Origin of the sequence: Nannocystis sp. RBIL2, assembly GCF_026626745.1 — a bacterium.
GTDB lineage: Bacteria > Myxococcota_A > Polyangia > Nannocystales > Nannocystaceae > Nannocystis.
In genome coordinates this window covers 2,584,701-2,599,945 of record NZ_JAPNJW010000002.1, presented here as the reverse complement: position 1 = coordinate 2,599,945, position 15,245 = coordinate 2,584,701, and the positions used below count along the sequence as shown (strand labels likewise).

14 protein-coding genes are annotated in these 15,245 nt (G+C 71.6%); 3 read left to right on the top strand and 11 right to left on the bottom strand.

Features of this window, described 5'->3' with window-relative positions; translation table 11 throughout:
- Nucleotides 1–171: 171 nt before the first annotated feature.
- The 3 genes from OV090_RS35440 to OV090_RS35430 all read right to left on the bottom strand — a co-directional run bounded on the left by OV090_RS35440 (nucleotide 172) and on the right by OV090_RS35430 (nucleotide 2,833).
- Nucleotides 172–1,404, bottom strand: coding sequence for an SLC13 family permease (locus OV090_RS35440; protein ID WP_267709133.1), 1,233 nt, complete (start codon nucleotides 1,402–1,404; stop codon nucleotides 172–174).
- A gap of 63 nt (nucleotides 1,405–1,467) precedes the next feature.
- On the bottom strand, nucleotides 1,468–2,304 hold the full coding sequence (locus OV090_RS35435) for a hypothetical protein (protein WP_267709132.1): 837 nt from the start codon (nucleotides 2,302–2,304) through the stop codon (nucleotides 1,468–1,470).
- A 40-nt stretch (nucleotides 2,305–2,344) separates the two neighbouring features.
- Entirely contained in the window at nucleotides 2,345–2,833 is a 489-nt protein-coding gene (locus OV090_RS35430) for a GAF domain-containing protein (protein WP_267709131.1), read from the bottom strand.
- Between the two features lie 195 nt (nucleotides 2,834–3,028).
- Between OV090_RS35430 and acnA the strand changes: the two genes are divergently transcribed.
- Together acnA and OV090_RS35420 are read left to right on the top strand one after the other, a co-directional pair.
- A complete protein-coding gene (gene acnA, locus OV090_RS35425) occupies nucleotides 3,029–5,746 on the top strand; it encodes an aconitate hydratase AcnA (protein WP_267709130.1) in 2,718 nt (905 codons plus the stop codon).
- A gap of 34 nt (nucleotides 5,747–5,780) precedes the next feature.
- Nucleotides 5,781–6,512, top strand: coding sequence for a class I SAM-dependent methyltransferase (locus OV090_RS35420; RefSeq protein ID WP_267712111.1), 732 nt, complete (start codon nucleotides 5,781–5,783; stop codon nucleotides 6,510–6,512).
- A gap of 78 nt (nucleotides 6,513–6,590) precedes the next feature.
- Here the strand turns inward: OV090_RS35420 and OV090_RS35415 are convergent, their stop codons facing one another.
- From OV090_RS35415 to OV090_RS35380, 8 genes are all read right to left on the bottom strand, one after another.
- Nucleotides 6,591–7,574 carry a hypothetical protein gene (locus tag OV090_RS35415; protein ID WP_267709129.1) on the bottom strand — a complete coding sequence of 328 codons (984 nt, stop codon included), beginning with the start codon at nucleotides 7,572–7,574 and terminating at the stop codon, nucleotides 6,591–6,593.
- A 165-nt stretch (nucleotides 7,575–7,739) separates the two neighbouring features.
- A complete protein-coding gene (locus OV090_RS35410) occupies nucleotides 7,740–7,940 on the bottom strand; it encodes a DUF4169 family protein (protein WP_276600805.1) in 201 nt (66 codons plus the stop codon).
- A gap of 327 nt (nucleotides 7,941–8,267) precedes the next feature.
- Nucleotides 8,268–8,828, bottom strand: a complete 561-nt coding sequence (locus tag OV090_RS35405; RefSeq protein ID WP_267709127.1) for a hypothetical protein — start codon at nucleotides 8,826–8,828, stop codon at nucleotides 8,268–8,270.
- A gap of 72 nt (nucleotides 8,829–8,900) precedes the next feature.
- Nucleotides 8,901–9,365, bottom strand: a complete 465-nt coding sequence (locus tag OV090_RS35400) for a VOC family protein (protein ID WP_267709126.1) — start codon at nucleotides 9,363–9,365, stop codon at nucleotides 8,901–8,903.
- A 79-nt stretch (nucleotides 9,366–9,444) separates the two neighbouring features.
- Nucleotides 9,445–10,296 carry a helix-turn-helix domain-containing protein gene (locus OV090_RS51155; protein ID WP_267709125.1) on the bottom strand — a complete coding sequence of 284 codons (852 nt, stop codon included), beginning with the start codon at nucleotides 10,294–10,296 and terminating at the stop codon, nucleotides 9,445–9,447.
- A gap of 13 nt (nucleotides 10,297–10,309) precedes the next feature.
- Nucleotides 10,310–11,722: a dihydrolipoamide acetyltransferase family protein gene (locus tag OV090_RS35390; RefSeq protein WP_276604799.1), complete on the bottom strand. Its 1,413-nt coding sequence runs from the start codon at nucleotides 11,720–11,722 to the stop codon at nucleotides 10,310–10,312.
- A 25-nt stretch (nucleotides 11,723–11,747) separates the two neighbouring features.
- Complete coding sequence (locus OV090_RS35385) at nucleotides 11,748–12,728, bottom strand: pyruvate dehydrogenase complex E1 component subunit beta (protein ID WP_267709123.1); 981 nt, start codon at nucleotides 12,726–12,728, stop codon at nucleotides 11,748–11,750.
- Between the two features lie 4 nt (nucleotides 12,729–12,732).
- Nucleotides 12,733–13,701: a thiamine pyrophosphate-dependent enzyme gene (locus tag OV090_RS35380; protein WP_346660434.1), complete on the bottom strand. Its 969-nt coding sequence runs from the start codon at nucleotides 13,699–13,701 to the stop codon at nucleotides 12,733–12,735.
- Nucleotides 13,702–14,043: 342 nt separating this feature from the next.
- On the opposite strand from OV090_RS35380, the gene bioB reads away from it, so the two are divergent.
- Entirely contained in the window at nucleotides 14,044–15,141 is a 1,098-nt protein-coding gene (gene bioB / locus OV090_RS35375; RefSeq protein WP_267709121.1) for a biotin synthase BioB, read from the top strand.
- Nucleotides 15,142–15,245: the final 104 nt, after the last annotated feature.

The window sequence follows — 15,245 nt, the reverse complement described above, 5'->3', positions numbered from 1 at the left end:
CGGTGGGCGCCCGGGCGGGCGCCCACCGCGGCGCGAAACTCCCCGCGTCTGCAGGCGGCGCGGACGATCGCCTGCGGGCCGCGGACACGCGCCGGCGCGGCGCTGTTTACTTCACTGCGTTTCGTCGCGAGATCACGCGGGCCGGCGGAATGGTTCGATCTGACCCGAAGTTCAGGTGCCGATCGCGCGCGCCAGGACGACCAATGCGGGCACGCACACGGCGAGGACCACGAGGGTCGAGACCAGGCCGAAGCGCAGGTACTCGAAGAAGCCGAGCTCGTGGGCGTCGGCGGCCTTCTCGGCGACGATGATGTTGGCGACCGAGCCGATCAGGGTGAGGTTGCCGGCCACCGTGGTGACGAAGCCGAGCAGCACCCAGGCGAAGGTCGAGCCGTCGGCGGCCACGTGCGGCGCGGCCAGCAGGACCATCGGCACGTTGGAGACGAGGTTCGAGCCGAGCAGGTACAAGAGCGACAGCGCCGAGATGCCGGCCGCGCCGTCGTGGCCGAGCCGGGGCCCGAGCGCGGCCCAGGCGGCGTCGACGAGGCCGGTGGTCTCGAGCCCGGCGACGACCACGAACAGGGCGGCGAAGAACACCAGCAAGGTCCAGTCGACGCGGGCGAAGATCGCCTGCGGGTCCTCGCGCTCCAGCAGCACCAGCGCGACCACCCCGCCGAGCGCGGCGTAGCCGAGGTGGGCGCCGGCGAAGAAGGCGACGACGACCCCGACCACGACGACGACGACGCGCGCGAGCCGGCCGCGATCGAAGCTGGTCGAAGGGACAGGCGCGAGCGGGCCGCTGCCGAGGTCGCGGCGGTAGTAGAGCAGCAGGAGGCCGATGTTGATGGCGAGCGCGAGCGCGGCCGCCGGTGCGGCCAGGGCGGAGAAGGTGGCGAACGACAGGCCGCTGAGCCCGCCGACGATCATGTTCTGCGGGTTGCCGACGAGGGTGGCGGCGCTGCCGAGGTTGGCGCTGGTGGCGGTGGCGATGAGGTAGGGGCCGAGCGGCAACCTGGCCTTTTGGCAAGCCACGACCACGAGCGGGGTCAAGAACACGCACACCGCGTCGTTGACGAACAGCGCGCTCATGGCCCCGGCCAGCGCGGAGACGGCGACGAGCAGGCCGACGGGGGTGCGCGCGCGGGCGATCGCGCGGGCGGCCGCCCACTCGAAGAAGCCGGCCCGCTCGACGTAGGCGACCAGCGCCATCATAGCGAACAGCAGCAGGATGGTGTCGCCGTCGATCGCGGCGTAGCTGGCGGCCGGCCGCAGCGCGCCGATGGCGACCATGAGGAAGGCGCCGAGCAGGGCGCCCGCGGGCCGACCGATCGGGAGCACGCGCAGGCGCCTGGCGGCGATCAGGACGTAGGTGAGGGCGAAGACGGCGACGACGACCGCGGTCAAGCGCCGGCGAGGGTCGCACGGGCGCGGGCGCTCGTCGAGCGAGCGCGAGCGACGACCGCGGCCTCAGTCCGGCGGCGGCTGGCCCTTGAGCTCGGCCTTGATCGTGCGGCGGCGGCGGGCGTCGTCGGCGAGCCGTCGCTGCCACTGGGCGATCCGCGGGGCCACCAGCTCGTTGGTCTGGTTCAGCTTCTCGAGCATCGGCGCGGTCAGGCCCTTGCCGGCGTGCAGGGCGGCGTAGAACTCGTCGAACACCGCGGCGATCTCGGGCTCGACGCTGTCGGACGGCGGGCGGTGCTGGGTGCGGTGCTCGGGCTTGACTGCGGCCAGCGCCTGGTCGGCGTCGCCCTTGCCGATCCACTTGAGGACGTCGCGCACGACCCGCTGCGGCTCGGCGAGCAGGCCCTCGTACGACTGCACGTGGACCGGGTAGCGGCGGATGGCGATGTCGCGGACGAGGGCGAAGTTCTCCGCCCACCACTCGAGCGCGCCGGGCATGCGCAGCGGCACGAGGTCGTCCTTGCCCTCCTTGCGGCGGTTGTCGTCCTCCATCGCGTAGAGCCGGCGGATCGACGACTCGTACTCGCGCCACTCGCGGACGGTGGCGATGACCTTGGTGATGAAGGCGCGGTCGCTGCGGACGAGGCCGGGGATGAACACCTTGACCGCGTGGTGCTGGACCTGCTCGGGGAACAGGTAGGCGCCGGTCTTCGGGTGCGGGTTGGTCTTGTAATAGATGCCGCGGCGCAGGTGCGACTCGTAGAAGCCGTCGGGGTTGGCGGCCTTGATGGTCTGCTCCCAGCGGCCGCTGAACTGCTCGCCGATGTACGTAAAGCCGGCGCCGATCAGGATCTGCATCCACATCGAGGTGCCGGAGCGCTTGGTGCCCGTGACGATGATCATGCGAACAGGACCTCCAGGGTCGCGTGGGGGGCGGCGGCGGTCAAGCCGGCCAGTCGAGCGCGGCGACCAGCGCGGCGAGGCGCGTCAGCTGTTCGGCGTCGCGGTCGTCGAAGTTGGCGAGGCGGTCGCTGTCGAGGTCGATGACGCCGAGGACCTGCTCGCCGCGGACGATCGGGACCACGACCTCGCTGCGCGAGTCGGCGTCGCAGGCGATGTGGCCGGGGAAGGCGTTGACGTCGGCGACCACCAGCGCCTCGCGGCGGGCCGCCGCGGTGCCGCACACGCCCCTTCCGGGGGCGATCCGGGTGCACGCGAGCTTGCCCTGGAATGGCCCGAGGACCAGGTCGTCGCCGACCCTTCGATAGAAGCCCGCCCACGACACGCCGGGCAACTGCTTGAGGCAGGCGGCGAGGTTGGCCAGGTTGGCCACCAGGTCCGGCTCGCCCTCGATCACGGCCTGCGCGGTCGCCAGCAGCTCGGTGTAGATCTCGGCCCTGTCCGCGCCCGCAGGGAGGTTCAATGTGTGCATCGCGGCGACGCTATCACGCCCGTGAGCGGGCAGCCGGCGGCGCGCGGCGCCGCGATCCTCGCGGCGCGGGCCGCGAAGGCCCTGCATGGGCTCGGCGAGCGAGCGGCGTTCGTGGGGGGCGCGGAAGACAAGTGAGCCAGCGCGCGCCTTCGCGCGACAGATGCCACGCGACGATTTGATATCTTCCGCCCGCTCATGACTGCCTCGACCCGCAAGCGCGACCCCTTCCACGCCAAGGACACGATGACCACGCCGATGGGCCCGCGCGCCGTCTACCGGCTCGACCGGCTGCGCGAGCTCGGCCCGGTCGACACGCTGCCCTACTGCATCAAGGTCCTGCTCGAGGCGTGCCTGCGCAACGTCGACGACTTCATCGTCACCCAGGATCACGTCAAGGCGCTGGCGGCCTACGACCCGAAGAACGTCGGCGAGGTCGAGATCCCGTTCATGCCGGGCCGCGTGGTCCTGCAGGACTTCACGGGCGTGCCGGCGGTGGTCGACCTGGCGGCGATGCGCGAGGCGATCGTCAAGCTGACCGGCAACGTGAGCAGCGCCGAGAAGGTCAACCCGCTGGTCCCGTGCGACCTGGTGATCGACCACTCGGTGCAGGTCGACGCGTTCGGCACGCCGCAGGCGCTGCGCATCAACAGCAAGCTGGAGTTCGAGCGCAACCTCGAGCGCTACCAGTTCCTGAAGTGGGGCCAGCGCGCGTTCAACAACTTCCGCGTGGTCCCGCCGGCGACCGGCATCGTCCACCAGGTCAACCTCGAGTACCTGGCCACCGTGGTGTGGGACGGCGCGGGCGAGCAGGCCGGCGCGATCTACCCCGACTCCCTGGTCGGCACCGACAGCCACACGACGATGATCAACGGGCTCGGGATCGTCGGCTGGGGCGTCGGCGGCATCGAGGCCGAGGCGGTCATGCTCGGCCAGCCGATCTACATGCTCATCCCCGAGGTCGTCGGCGTGCGCCTGTCGGGCAAGCTGGCCGAGGGCTGCACCGCGACCGACCTGGTGCTGCGCGTGACGGAGCTGCTGCGCAAGCGCGGCGTGGTCGGCAAGTTCGTCGAGTTCTTCGGGCCCGGCCTGTCGCACATGCCGGTGTCGACCCGCGCGACGATCGCCAACATGGCGCCCGAGTACGGCGCGACGATCGGCTTCTTCCCGATCGACGAGCACACGATCGAGTACCTGCGCCTATCGGGCCGCGACGCCGGGCTGCTGCAGCTGGTCGAGGAGTACTCGAAGCAGCAGGGCCTGTGGCGCGACGACTCGCGCGAGGTCCGCTACACCGAGGTGCTGGGGCTCGACCTCGGCACCGTCGAGCCGTCGCTGGCCGGGCCGAAGCGCCCGCAGGACCGCATCGCCCTCGGCGCGATGAAGAAGCAGTGGCGCTCCGACCTGCACGGCAAGACGTTCGGCCGCCCGGAGAACGCGCCCGGCCAGCCGGTCGAGCTCGACGAGCAGAAGTTCGAGGTCAAGGACGGCGCGGTGGTGGTCGCGGCGATCACGAGCTGCACCAACACCTCGAACCCCGAGGTCATGCTCGCGGCCGGCCTGGTCGCGCGCAAGGCGGCCGCCCGCGGGCTCACGCGTAAGCCGTGGGTCAAGACGTCGCTGGCGCCGGGCTCGAAGGTGGTGACGGAGTACTTCCGCGCTGCCGACCTGACGAAGGACCTCGACGCGCTCGGCTTCAACCTGGTCGGCTACGGCTGCACGACCTGCATCGGCAACTCGGGCCCGCTGCCCGAGCCGATCGCGCAGGCCATCCAGCAGGGCGATCTGGTGGCGACCTCGGTGCTGTCGGGCAACCGCAACTTCGAGGGCCGCATCAACCCCGACGTCAAGGCCAACTACCTCGCCTCGCCGCCGCTGGTGGTCGCCTACGCGATCGCCGGCACCGTCGACATCGACCTGCAGAACGACCCGATCGCGACCGACAAGGACGGCAAGGACGTCTACCTGCGCGACATCTGGCCGACTCAGGCCGAGGTGCAGGCGCTCGTCGACGAGTGCGTCACGCGCGAGCAGTACATCGTGCAGTACTCCGACGTGTTCAAGGGCTCGGAGGAGTGGCAGGCGATCGCCGACGTGCAGAGCCAGCTGTACGCGTGGGACGAGGCCAGCACGTACATCCAGAACCCGCCGTTCTTCGCCGAGCTCACCCCCGAGGTGCGGCCGATCCGCGCGATCCAGGGCGCCCGCGTGCTCGCGGCCATGGGCGACTCCGTGACCACCGACCACATCTCGCCCGCGGGCTCGATCAAGCGCGACTCGCCGGCCGGCAAGTTCCTGATCTCGCGCGGCGTCACGCCGGAGATGTTCAACCAGTACGGGGCGCGCCGCGGCAACGACCGGGTGATGACCCGCGGCACGTTCGCCAACACGCGGATCCGCAACGCCCTGGTCGAGCTGCAGGTGCCGGGCGGCAAGGAGGGCGGCTACACCGTCGACTTCCTCGACAACCAGGTCAAGTTCATCTACGACGCCGCGATCCACTACCAGGAGGCCGGCGTGCCGCTGGTGGTGCTCGCGGGCAAGGACTACGGCATGGGCAGCTCGCGCGACTGGGCGGCCAAGGGCACGTTCCTGCTCGGGGTGAAGGCCGTGATCGCCGAGAGCTTCGAGCGCATCCACCGCTCGAACCTGGTCGGGATGGGCGTGCTGCCGCTGCAGTTCAAGGCCGGTGAGTCGCGGACGACCCTGGGTCTGCGCGGCGACGAGGTGTTCGACATCGCCGTCGACGACGACGTGCGGCCGCTGCAGGAAGTGCGGGTCACCGCGCGGAACGCCGGTTCGGGGGCCGTGGTGCGCGAGTTCTCCGCCATCGCCCGGCTCGATACGCCGGTCGAGGTCGAGTACTACCGCAACGGCGGCATCCTCCACACCGTGCTGCGCAAGATGGCGGGCTGAGGCGCGGGGGCCTAAGCTCGGGATCGCCGTGGTGATGGACGACGACGACGAGCTGCCCCCGCTCTACACGCGGCGCGCCGCGTGGTTCCACCTGCTGACCGCCCCCGCCGATTACGCCTGTGAAGCCGCCGAGCTGGTCCGCATCATCCGCGAGGCCGGCTCGGGGCCGCTGGCGACCCTGCTCGAGCTCGGCGCCGGCGGCGGCAACATGGCCTCGCACTACAAGCGCGATGTCGCGGCCACTCTGGTCGATCTGTCGCCGTCGATGCTGGCGCTGTCGCACTCGATCAACCCCGAGTGCGAGCACCTGGTCGGCGACATGCGCACGCTCCGGCTCGGCCGCAGCTTCGACGCGGTGCTGGTCCACGACGCGGTGATGTACATGACCAGCGCCGCGGCCCTGCGCGCGGTCATGCAGACCGCGCTGGCCCACCTGCGCCCCGGCGGCGTGGCCGTGTTCGCGCCCGACTGCACCCGCGAGACGTTCGCCCCCGGCACCGCCCACGGCGGCGACGACGACGGCGAGCGCGGCCTCCGCTACCTCGAGTGGACCGTCGACCCGGACCCCGAGGACTCGACCTACACCGTCGACTTCGCGCTGCTGCTGCGCGACCGCGACGAGGTGGTGTGCGAGCACGAGCGCCACACCTACGGGCTGTTCAGCCGCGGCGAGTGGCTCGATATGCTCGAAGAGACAGGTTTCAGGGCGCAGGCGCGAGAGACCGAGCTCGGGCCGCTGTTCGTCGCGGTGCGGCCGCGCGGTTGACGAGCATGCTCGATCGGTCATGCCCGATCGGGCATGCGCGAATGCGCATGTCCTGGAGAGCATGCCTGAAGAGACATGTCACGGCGGCGGGCCGAGGCGCGCGGTCCAGGCGGCGAGGGTGGCCTGCATGTCGGCCACCACCGTGGCGCCGTTCGCCGCCAGCGAGCGCACCAGCAGGCTGGCCGGCAGGGCGTCGGGCTCGTCCGGGAGGGTCTGCGTCGCGGCCACTGCGGTGAGGTCGTCGCCGGCGGCCGCGGCCGCAGCGACGCGCTCGCCGAGGTACCAGCGGGCCATAGCCAGCTCGCGCTCGGGGCCGACCCACGCGGTCGACCAGCGGGCGACGACGCCGGGATCGGCGAGCTCCTGCGACCCGCTCGCGCCGCTGCGCAGGGCGGCCTCGGCCAGCCGCAGCGAGCACACTGCCTCGCGCGCGAGGATCGGCAGGACCTCCTCGCGGCGCGGGGCGAAGGCCATGAAGGCCGGACCGGCGGGCAGGTTGCGGGCCTCGGCGACCTGCAGGGCGTCGCGGGCGATGGCGAAGCCGACGGCGCCCGCGAGCAGCGGGCCGCGGCTGCGCAGGTAGGCGCCGAGGCGCAGGGCCGCCGCGAACGCGGGGTCGCCGTCGTCGCGGCCGTGCTGGAAGGCGAGGCGGGCCAGGCGGAACATCTCGACGGTCCGCGGCGGTCCGGCCGAGAGGTCGGCCGGGTCGACGATGCAGAGCTCGTCCCCGAGGCCGCCGCTCTGGCCCCACTCGGCCAGCGCGGCGAGGGCCTGCTGCGTCGCAGGGTCGCCGGCGGGCTCGGGCGGCCGGGTCGGCTCCCACGCCTCGTCGCGCGCCCCGGCCCGCCGCAGCGGCCCCAGGGCGGCGTGGAGCTCGTCGATCGGCGCGTTCGGCTGGCGCGTCTCGGCGGCCCACGCCTCGACGCGGCTCCACGTGCCGGCGACCTGCTCGGGCGGGGCCGACGGCGGGGCCAGCCACGGCCGCGCGGCGAACCACCCGGCGGCAGCCAGCGCGAGCAGCACGAGCAACAGCGCGGCGAGCCCCCGGAGCAGCACGGACACGGCCCGACGATCCCACGGGCGTCGCCGGGGGTCAACGGGCGCGGACGTCCGTGGGGGCGGACGCGCGGGGCTCTGTTTCAGAGGTGAGCTTCAGGACATGTCCTGGCGGACAGTTGCGACGGCCGACGAGCCGTCATCGCTGGCCGTTCGGACATGTCCGAACAGTCATGGGCCCTGCGGCCCCTCGTCGGCGCTGTCGAGGCGCTTGCCGTCGAGCTCGGTGACCTGGCGGTCGAGCTCACGCTGCACGGCCTGCTTCTCGGTCCGCGTGCGGGCGTGCCGGACGCGGTTGGCCTCGGCCTTCTGCTCCTTCTCGGCGCGGGCCTTGGCCTTGCGATAACGATTCAGATTGATCACATCGCCCATGGGTAGGCCACGACAGTAGCGAGGCCGCGATCGAGACGCCAGCAGGGGCTCTCTCAGCGCCTCAGGCGCCGCGTTCGACCTTTGCGGAGTGGCGGCGGCGTCGATTGTGCGGCGACAGGTGGGGGCGCCGGCAGCGACAGGCGGAGCCCGACGCGAACGCCGATTCGCCAGTGGCACTTTTTCTGCGGGCTCCAGCACGCCGCGCGGCCACGAGCGGCGGCGCCGTCGCTGCGATCGCACGATCGCAGCGAAGCCCCCTCACGCGCGCGCGAGGGGGCCAAGAAGCTGCTCGCGGTGGGCGAGCCGGACGCGGTCACGCGCCGCCGATCAGCGGCGGAATTGCCAGGTCCGCACGCCGCCGGTGGTGTTGCCGTCCCAGTGGTCGGGGTGCGGGATGAGGGCCAGGAACACGCGGCCGGTGCAGCGCGCGGCCGCAGGCTCGAGCGTGCGCAGCAGGTTCTCGGGCTCGGGCACCATCGAGGCGACGAACAGCTTGTGGTGCGCAGACCCGAGGACGAGCTTGTTGAAGTCGTGGACCGGGTCGGGGCGGTCGAGCGCCAGCTCGGACTCGACTTGCCACAGCACCTCGGTGAGGTACCAGAGCTCGCCGATCTGGACGCTGCGGCTGAGGGTGATGTCGTGCAACAGATCGCCGGCGCCGATGCGCGAGCGGGTGCCGTCGTGATAGCGGCTCAGGATGTCGACGTCTTTGCCCTCGTGCTCGCGCAAGGCGTCGGCGAGGGCGAGCACGAAGTGACGCGAGCGAGCCTTGTGCCGCTCCTTTCGCGTCGTCTCGGCGGTCGGTCGGGCCTGCGCGGCGCGCAGCGCCCCTTCGACCAGGTCGTGCAATTCACTGAGTTCGTGAGACGGCGCGTCGGACAGTGCCAAGGTCGTCTGAGGATGCCGGAGCCGACGGGCGGCGACAATCACCCGCGAGCGCGCGCGCCGGCGCGCCGGCGCTCAGGTGGACGGGGCGCACAGGGCGTCGAGCCGCCGCTGCATCTCCGCCGCCGAGACGTCCTCGACGCGGCTCTGGACGTTCCAGCGGTGACCGAACGGGTCGGTGAGGCGGGCCGAGCGGTCACCGTAGAACTCGACTTCGATCGGCCGCTCGAGCCGGGCCCCGGCCGCGACGGCGCGGGCGGCGACGGCGTCCACGTCTTCGACGTACACGGTCAGCGTGTGGGAGATGCGGTCGGAGGTGGGCGCGAGGAAGCCGAGCGACGGGTACTCGCTGGCCACCGCGATGCGGCCCCCGAACAGCGACAACTCGGCGTGGGCGACCCGACCGTCGGGTTCGTGCAGGCGCAAGATCTCCTCGGCGCCGAACGCCTTGGCGTAGAAATCGAGCGCGGCGGTCCCGTCGCGGACGACGAGGTTGGGGATCACGCGCGGGCCGGGGGGAATCGGGCTGAGCTTGGACATGGCTGTTTCCTTGCCCGCTCAACCTAATCGCCCGCCCGGGGTTCGGTCTTGAACAAATTTTACCTGCCGCGAAGCGGCCTCAACCGAACGTGAGGTCGCCGAGGAGCGCCCGGGCGTCGGTCGGAGTGACGCCGGTGAAGCCGCGGATCTCGCGGGTCAGATGGGCCTGATCGGCGAACCCGAATTCGGCTGCGAGGGCGGCCCAGGTGGTCTGCGGGCCCCACTTCAGGCGGCGCACCAGGTGGTCGAAGCGGACCAGCCGCGCCAGCAATTTTGGCGGCACGCCGACGCGGTCGCGGAACAGGGCGATCAGGTGCTTGCCGCTGTAGCCGAGCTCGCTCGCCAGGCCGCCGATGTCGACCGCGCCGGCGCTGGCCTCGATCCGGCGGCAGGCCCAGGCGACCGTGCCGACCTCGAGGCGGGCCTCGGCGAGCCGCGCGGCGATGAAACTTTCGACCATGTCGAAACGGTCATCCCAAGCGGGCAGGCCGGCGAGGCGCTCGGCCAGGCCCCGGTGCGCGCGCGGCAGCAGGTCGTCGAGGTGGACGACGCGGCCGGCCAGCTCGGACAGCGCCACGCCGAACAGCAGGCGCGCGCCGATCGGGGTCAGGTTGAGCTGGATGCCCGCCTGCGCGCCGTCGTGGCCGGTCTCGGTCCAGCAGTCGTTCAGGCCGGCCACGAACCCGCCGGCGTAGCGCGAGGGCGCTCCGTCGCCGTCGTGGACGCGGATCGGCGGGCCGAACTCGATGATGACGACGACCTGCGGCAGCGGGTACTCGCGCCGCAGGCACGGCAGCGCCGTCGCCTCGCTGTAGCCGAGGAGGCCGCGCACGTGGGCCCGCAGGCCGGCAGGGAGCTCGCGGGTGGCGACCTCCCAGCGGCTGTCGCCCGCCACGCTGCGGGTCACGCGGGCGCGGCGGTGCGGGTCCACGGCCGCCTGTCCTTCAGGTCAGGAGGGACAGCGGGTTCTCGAGCAGCTTGCGCAGGGTCTGCAGGTACTTGGCCGACTCGGCGCCGTCGAACACGCGGTGGTCGCTGCAGAGAGTGACGCGCATGCGCTTGCGGGCGACGATCTGGCCGTCCTCGACCACGGCTTCGTCCTGGACCGCGCCGACGGCCAGGATCGCGGCCTCGCCGGGGTTGACGATCGCGCAGAACTCCTCGATGCCGAACATGCCGAGGTTCGACACGGTGAAGGTGCTGCCGGTCAGCTCCTCCGGCTTGAGCGTCTTCTCCTTGGCGCGGGTGCCGAGGTCGCGGACGTCGATCGAGACCTGCTTGAGCGTCTTCTGGTCGGCGAAGCGGACCGGCGGGACGATGAGGCCGTCGTCCAGCGCGACCGCCACCCCGACGTGGACATCGCCGCGCTCGACGATGCCGTTGTCGGTGTAGTAGGCGTTGACCCGCGGGTGCTTGCGCAGCGCGCGGGCGGCCGCGAGGATCACGAGGTCGTTGAGGCTCGCCTTGGTGCCGTCGACCGAGAGGTTGAACTCGGCCCGCAGCGCGACCGCCCTGTCCATGACGATCGGCATCGTCAGGTAGATATGCGGGATCTCCCGCTTCGCCTGGCCCATGCGCTTGGCGATCGTCTTGCGCATCTGCGACAGCTTGACCGTGCGGTCGGGCCGGCTGATGTACGGGCGGCCGTGCTCGTCGACGTCGGCCGCGGGGCTGCCGGCGGCCTGGCTGGCCGTCGGGACAGGTCCCGCAGCACCGCTCGCGGCGGCGGCCGAGCGGGCCTGGGGGCCCTTGGCGATCGCCTGCTCGACGTCGGCCTTGACGACCCGTCCACGCGGGCCGGAGCCCTGGATCTGGCCCAGCTCGAGGTCGTGCTCGCGGGCCAGGCGGCGGGCCACCGGCGAGGCGGGGATCCGCCCGCGATCGGCCTGTCCTTGGGGACCTGTCCCCTGGGACGTGGCCTTGGGGCCAGGCTCGTCGTCGTCGTCGCTCTCGGGCACGGCCGACTCGGCGGCGGCCGTCTGCGCGGCCTCGACCTCGGCGGTCGCCTCGGGCTTGGCCTCGGGCTTGCTCGCGGCCTTGGCGGGCGCGGGCTCGGCCTTGGGCGCGGGCTTGTCCTCGGCCTTGGGCGCGGGGGCGCCGGCGGCGTCGGGGTTCTCGCCGGGCTGGCCGAACACGGCGATCGGGGCGCCGACGGGCAGCGCCTCGCCTTCGGGGGCGACCAGCTTGAGGACGGTGCCGGCGTCGAAGGACTCGAACTCCATCGTCGCCTTGTCGGTCTCGATGTCGGCGATGACCTGGCCGCGCTTGACCTTGTCGCCGACCTTGATCCGCCACTTGGCGATCACGCCCTCTTCCATCGTGTCGCTGAGGCGGGGAAGTGTGACCACGGTTGCCATTGGGTCTGTCTCCTTGACCAGGTGCTCAGCGCTTGTACGTGACGCGCCGGATGGCCGCGAGGGCGCGCTCGGGCGAGGGGAGGATGAGGTTCTCGAGGTTCTCGGCGTACGGCATCGGCAGGTCCTCGTAGCAGACGCGGAGGACCGGGGCGTCGAGGTCGTCGAACGCGAGCTCCTGGATGCGGGCGATGATGTCGCCGCCGACGCCGCCGTTGGGCCAGCCGTGGTAGACGATGACCGCGCGGTTGGTCTTCTTGACCGAGGCGATGATCGCGGCCTCGTCCATCGGCCGGAGCGAGCGCAGGTCGATGACCTCGCACGAGACGTCCTCGGCGGCCGCGAGCTCGGCGGCCTTGAGCGCGACCGGCACGCCCTGGCCCCACGTGATCACGGTGACGTGATCGCCCGGGCGCTTGATGTCGGCCTGGCCGAACGGGATGAGGTACTCCTCCTCGGGCACCTCGCCCTTGACCGAGTACATCAGCTCGCTCTCGAGGAACAGCACCGGGTTCTCGTCGCGGATCGCCGTCTTGAGCAGGCCCTTGGCGTCGTACGGCGTGGCGACGGCGACGACCTTGAGCCCGGGGATGTGGGCGTAGAAGTGCTCGAACGCCTGGCTGTGCGTCGAGCCGAGCATGTGCGCGGCCGCGTTGGGCCCGCGGAACACCATCGGCACCCCGAACTGGCCGTGCGTCATGTGGCGCAGCTTGGCCGCGTTGTTCAAGATCTGGTCGAACGCGACGGCCGAGAAGTTGAAGGTCATGAACTCGACGATCGGGCGGAGCCCGCACATCGCGGCGCCGATGCCGATGCCGGCGAAGCCGGTCTCGGTGATCGGCGTGTCGATCACTCGCTTCGCCCCGAAGTGGTCGAGGAGGCCCTCGCTGCACTTGTAGGCGCCGTTGTAGTAGCCGACCTCTTCGCCCATGAGGAAGACGCGCTCGTCACGCTCCATCTCCTCCTTCATCGCGTCGCGGATCGCCTGGCGGATCTGCAGAATCGGCATGGTCTTACTCCACTCCCGCCGGCCGCGTGGTCGCGCTGTCGCCGTAATAAGGGCCCTCGGCCATCACGTTCTCGAACCGGGCCTCGGGCGCGGGCACCGGGGCCTTGTCGGCGAACTCGTAGGCGCCGTCCATCTCGGCGACGATCGTCTCGTCCATCGCGTCGAGCTCCGCCTCGGGGACCTGGTAGATCGTCTTCAGCGCCATCAGCGTGCGCTCGAGCGGGTCGTTGAGCCGCCAGCGCTCGACCTCTTCCTTCTGCCGGTACTTGGCCGGGTCGCTCATGCTGTGGCCGCGGAAGCGGTAGGTGATGAGCTCGACGAGGGTCGGCTTGCCGTCCTTGCGCGCGCGCTCGACGGCCTCGCCGAGGCGGCGCCGGGTCTCCTGCACGCTGGTGACGTGGAAGCGGTCGCTCGCGAACCCGTAGCCGGCCGCGCGGGCGGTGATGTCCTCGACCGGCAGGGTGCGCTTGAGCGGGGTGCCCATCGAGTACTGGTTGTTCTCGACCACGAAGACGATCGGCAGCTTCATGATGCCGGCCATCGTCATGCCCTCGTGCACGGGGCCGATGCCGACGGCGCCGTCGCCCATGAAGCAGAGGGTGACGCGGCCGTCACCGGTGTACTGCGAGGCGAACGCGTGGCCGGCGGCGACCGGGATGTGGTTGCCGACGATCGCGTAGCCGCCCCACAGCCCGCGCTCCTTGTCGAAGAAGTGCATCGACCCGCCGACGCCGCCGACGAGGCCCGCGGCCTTGCCGAACAGCTCGGCGGCGCAGGCCTTCGGATCGGAGCCGAGGGCGATGGCGAAGCCGTGGGTGCGGTAGGTGGAGACGACGCGATCGCCGGGCTCCATCACCTGTTGGGTGGCGATGGCGATCGCTTCCTGGCCGATGTAGAGGTGGAGAAATCCGCTGATCTTGCCGCGCGTGTAGGCGCGGGCGGCCGCCTCCTCGAAGCGGCGGATCCGCAGCATCTCGCGGTAGTCTCGCAGGACATCTTCGCGGCTCTGGCCGTCGTAGTCGGCGCGGAGCTTGGCCTCGTACGCGGCGTCCACGGTGCTGTCCGAGGCGGCGTCTGGTGCGGCTTCTGATTGCGTCATTGGGGACCCTTCTCGCGGGCGCGGGGAGGGTACCACCGGGGACCGAGCGGTGAAAGCGCGAGATCCGTCGAGCTCGCCGCGCGGGGACGCGAAGGACGGTGCACGGCAAAGCTCACTCGCGGACCGCGGCAGATGCGGCGGACGGGCGAGCTCGTACGACGACCGCGCGCCGGGCACCAGGTCCGCGCCGCGCGTGCTTGCGGTATACCTCGCGCCATGACGAGCCCCGACGCGCGCCCCGAACTCCCCGCTCCGCACGCCATCGCCGATCGGATCCTCGGCGGCGAGTGGGACGCGCTCGATGCGGCGACCCTGGTCCGTTACCTGAGCGGCGAGGGCGAGCTCGGGGACCTGATGGCGGCGGCCGACCGGCTGCGCCGCGCTCGCTTCGGCGACGAGGTCCACCTGTGCTCGATCGTCAACGCCAAGATGGGCGGGTGCCCCGAGGACTGCGGCTTCTGTGCGCAGTCGAAGCACTTCACCACCCACATCAAGGCCGACAAGTTCCTCGGCCACGCCGACATGGTCGCCGCCAGCCGCAAGGCCCAGGGCCAGGGCGCGACGGCGCTCGGCCTGGTGACCGCCACGCGCGGCTACGAGGACGGGTCCAAGGGCCTGAAGCACATGGTCGAGGGCATCCGCCAGGTCCGCGCCGCCGGTCACACCGAGGCCCACGCGTCGCTCGGGATCGTCAGCAAGGAGGCGCTCCGCGAGCTGCGCGACGCCGGCATGACCGAGTTCAACCACAACCTCGAGTCGGGCCGCAGCTACTACGAGCAGATCGTCACCACCCACACCTACGACGCTCGCCTGAGCACCATCCGCGCGGCCAAGGAGCTCGGCCTCCGCACCTGCGTCGGCGGGATCTTCGGCATGGGCGAGAAGCCCGAGCACCGCGCCGAGCTGGCGCTGGAGCTGCGCGGCCTCGACGTCGACGAGGTGCCGATCAACTTCCTCGTCAGCATCGAGGGCACCAACCTGCAGCACGTCGACCCGCTGCCGCCGCGCGAGATGCTGCGCATCATCGCCTGCTTCCGCCTGGCCCTGCCGCGCCAGAACATCTTCATCGCCGCCGGCCGCCAGCACCTCGGCCAGCTGCAGCCGATGATCTTCGCCGCCGGCGCGTCCGGCATGATGATCGGCGACTTCCTCACCACGCCCAACCGCTCGACCCAGGACGACCTCGACATGCTCGAGCAGCTGGGCCTGCGCGGCCGTGTGTGCGCCACCGGCGAGGCCCCGCCGCCCCGCCCGGAGATGGCCCCCCGCGTCGAGCGGCGCGCCGGCGCTACCCACTTGCCGGTGCTCGCGTAGCGCCTGTCCTGCGAGTCAGGTGAGGGCGAGCGCCTGTCTTTAGCGACAGGTGCGCGCGCTTGCGAGTGAGCGCGGGCGAGCCTGGCTCATGGGACAGGGCGCGC

Coding starts and splice junctions, on each gene's coding strand:
- OV090_RS35435 (WP_267709132.1), bottom strand. CDS start 2,304: ATGATCATCGTCACGGGCACCAAGCGCTCCGGCACCTCGATGTGGATG.
- OV090_RS35430 (WP_267709131.1), bottom strand. CDS start 2,833: ATGCACACATTGAACCTCCCTGCGGGCGCGGACAGGGCCGAGATCTAC.
- acnA (WP_267709130.1), top strand. CDS start 3,029: ATGACTGCCTCGACCCGCAAGCGCGACCCCTTCCACGCCAAGGACACG.
- OV090_RS35420 (WP_267712111.1), top strand. CDS start 5,781: ATGGACGACGACGACGAGCTGCCCCCGCTCTACACGCGGCGCGCCGCG.
- OV090_RS35410 (WP_276600805.1), bottom strand. CDS start 7,940: ATGGGCGATGTGATCAATCTGAATCGTTATCGCAAGGCCAAGGCCCGC.
- OV090_RS35400 (WP_267709126.1), bottom strand. CDS start 9,365: ATGTCCAAGCTCAGCCCGATTCCCCCCGGCCCGCGCGTGATCCCCAAC.
- OV090_RS35390 (WP_276604799.1), bottom strand. CDS start 11,722: ATGGCAACCGTGGTCACACTTCCCCGCCTCAGCGACACGATGGAAGAG.
- OV090_RS35385 (WP_267709123.1), bottom strand. CDS start 12,728: ATGCCGATTCTGCAGATCCGCCAGGCGATCCGCGACGCGATGAAGGAG.
- OV090_RS35380 (WP_346660434.1), bottom strand. CDS start 13,701: ATGCTGCGGATCCGCCGCTTCGAGGAGGCGGCCGCCCGCGCCTACACG.
- bioB (WP_267709121.1), top strand. CDS start 14,044: ATGACGAGCCCCGACGCGCGCCCCGAACTCCCCGCTCCGCACGCCATC.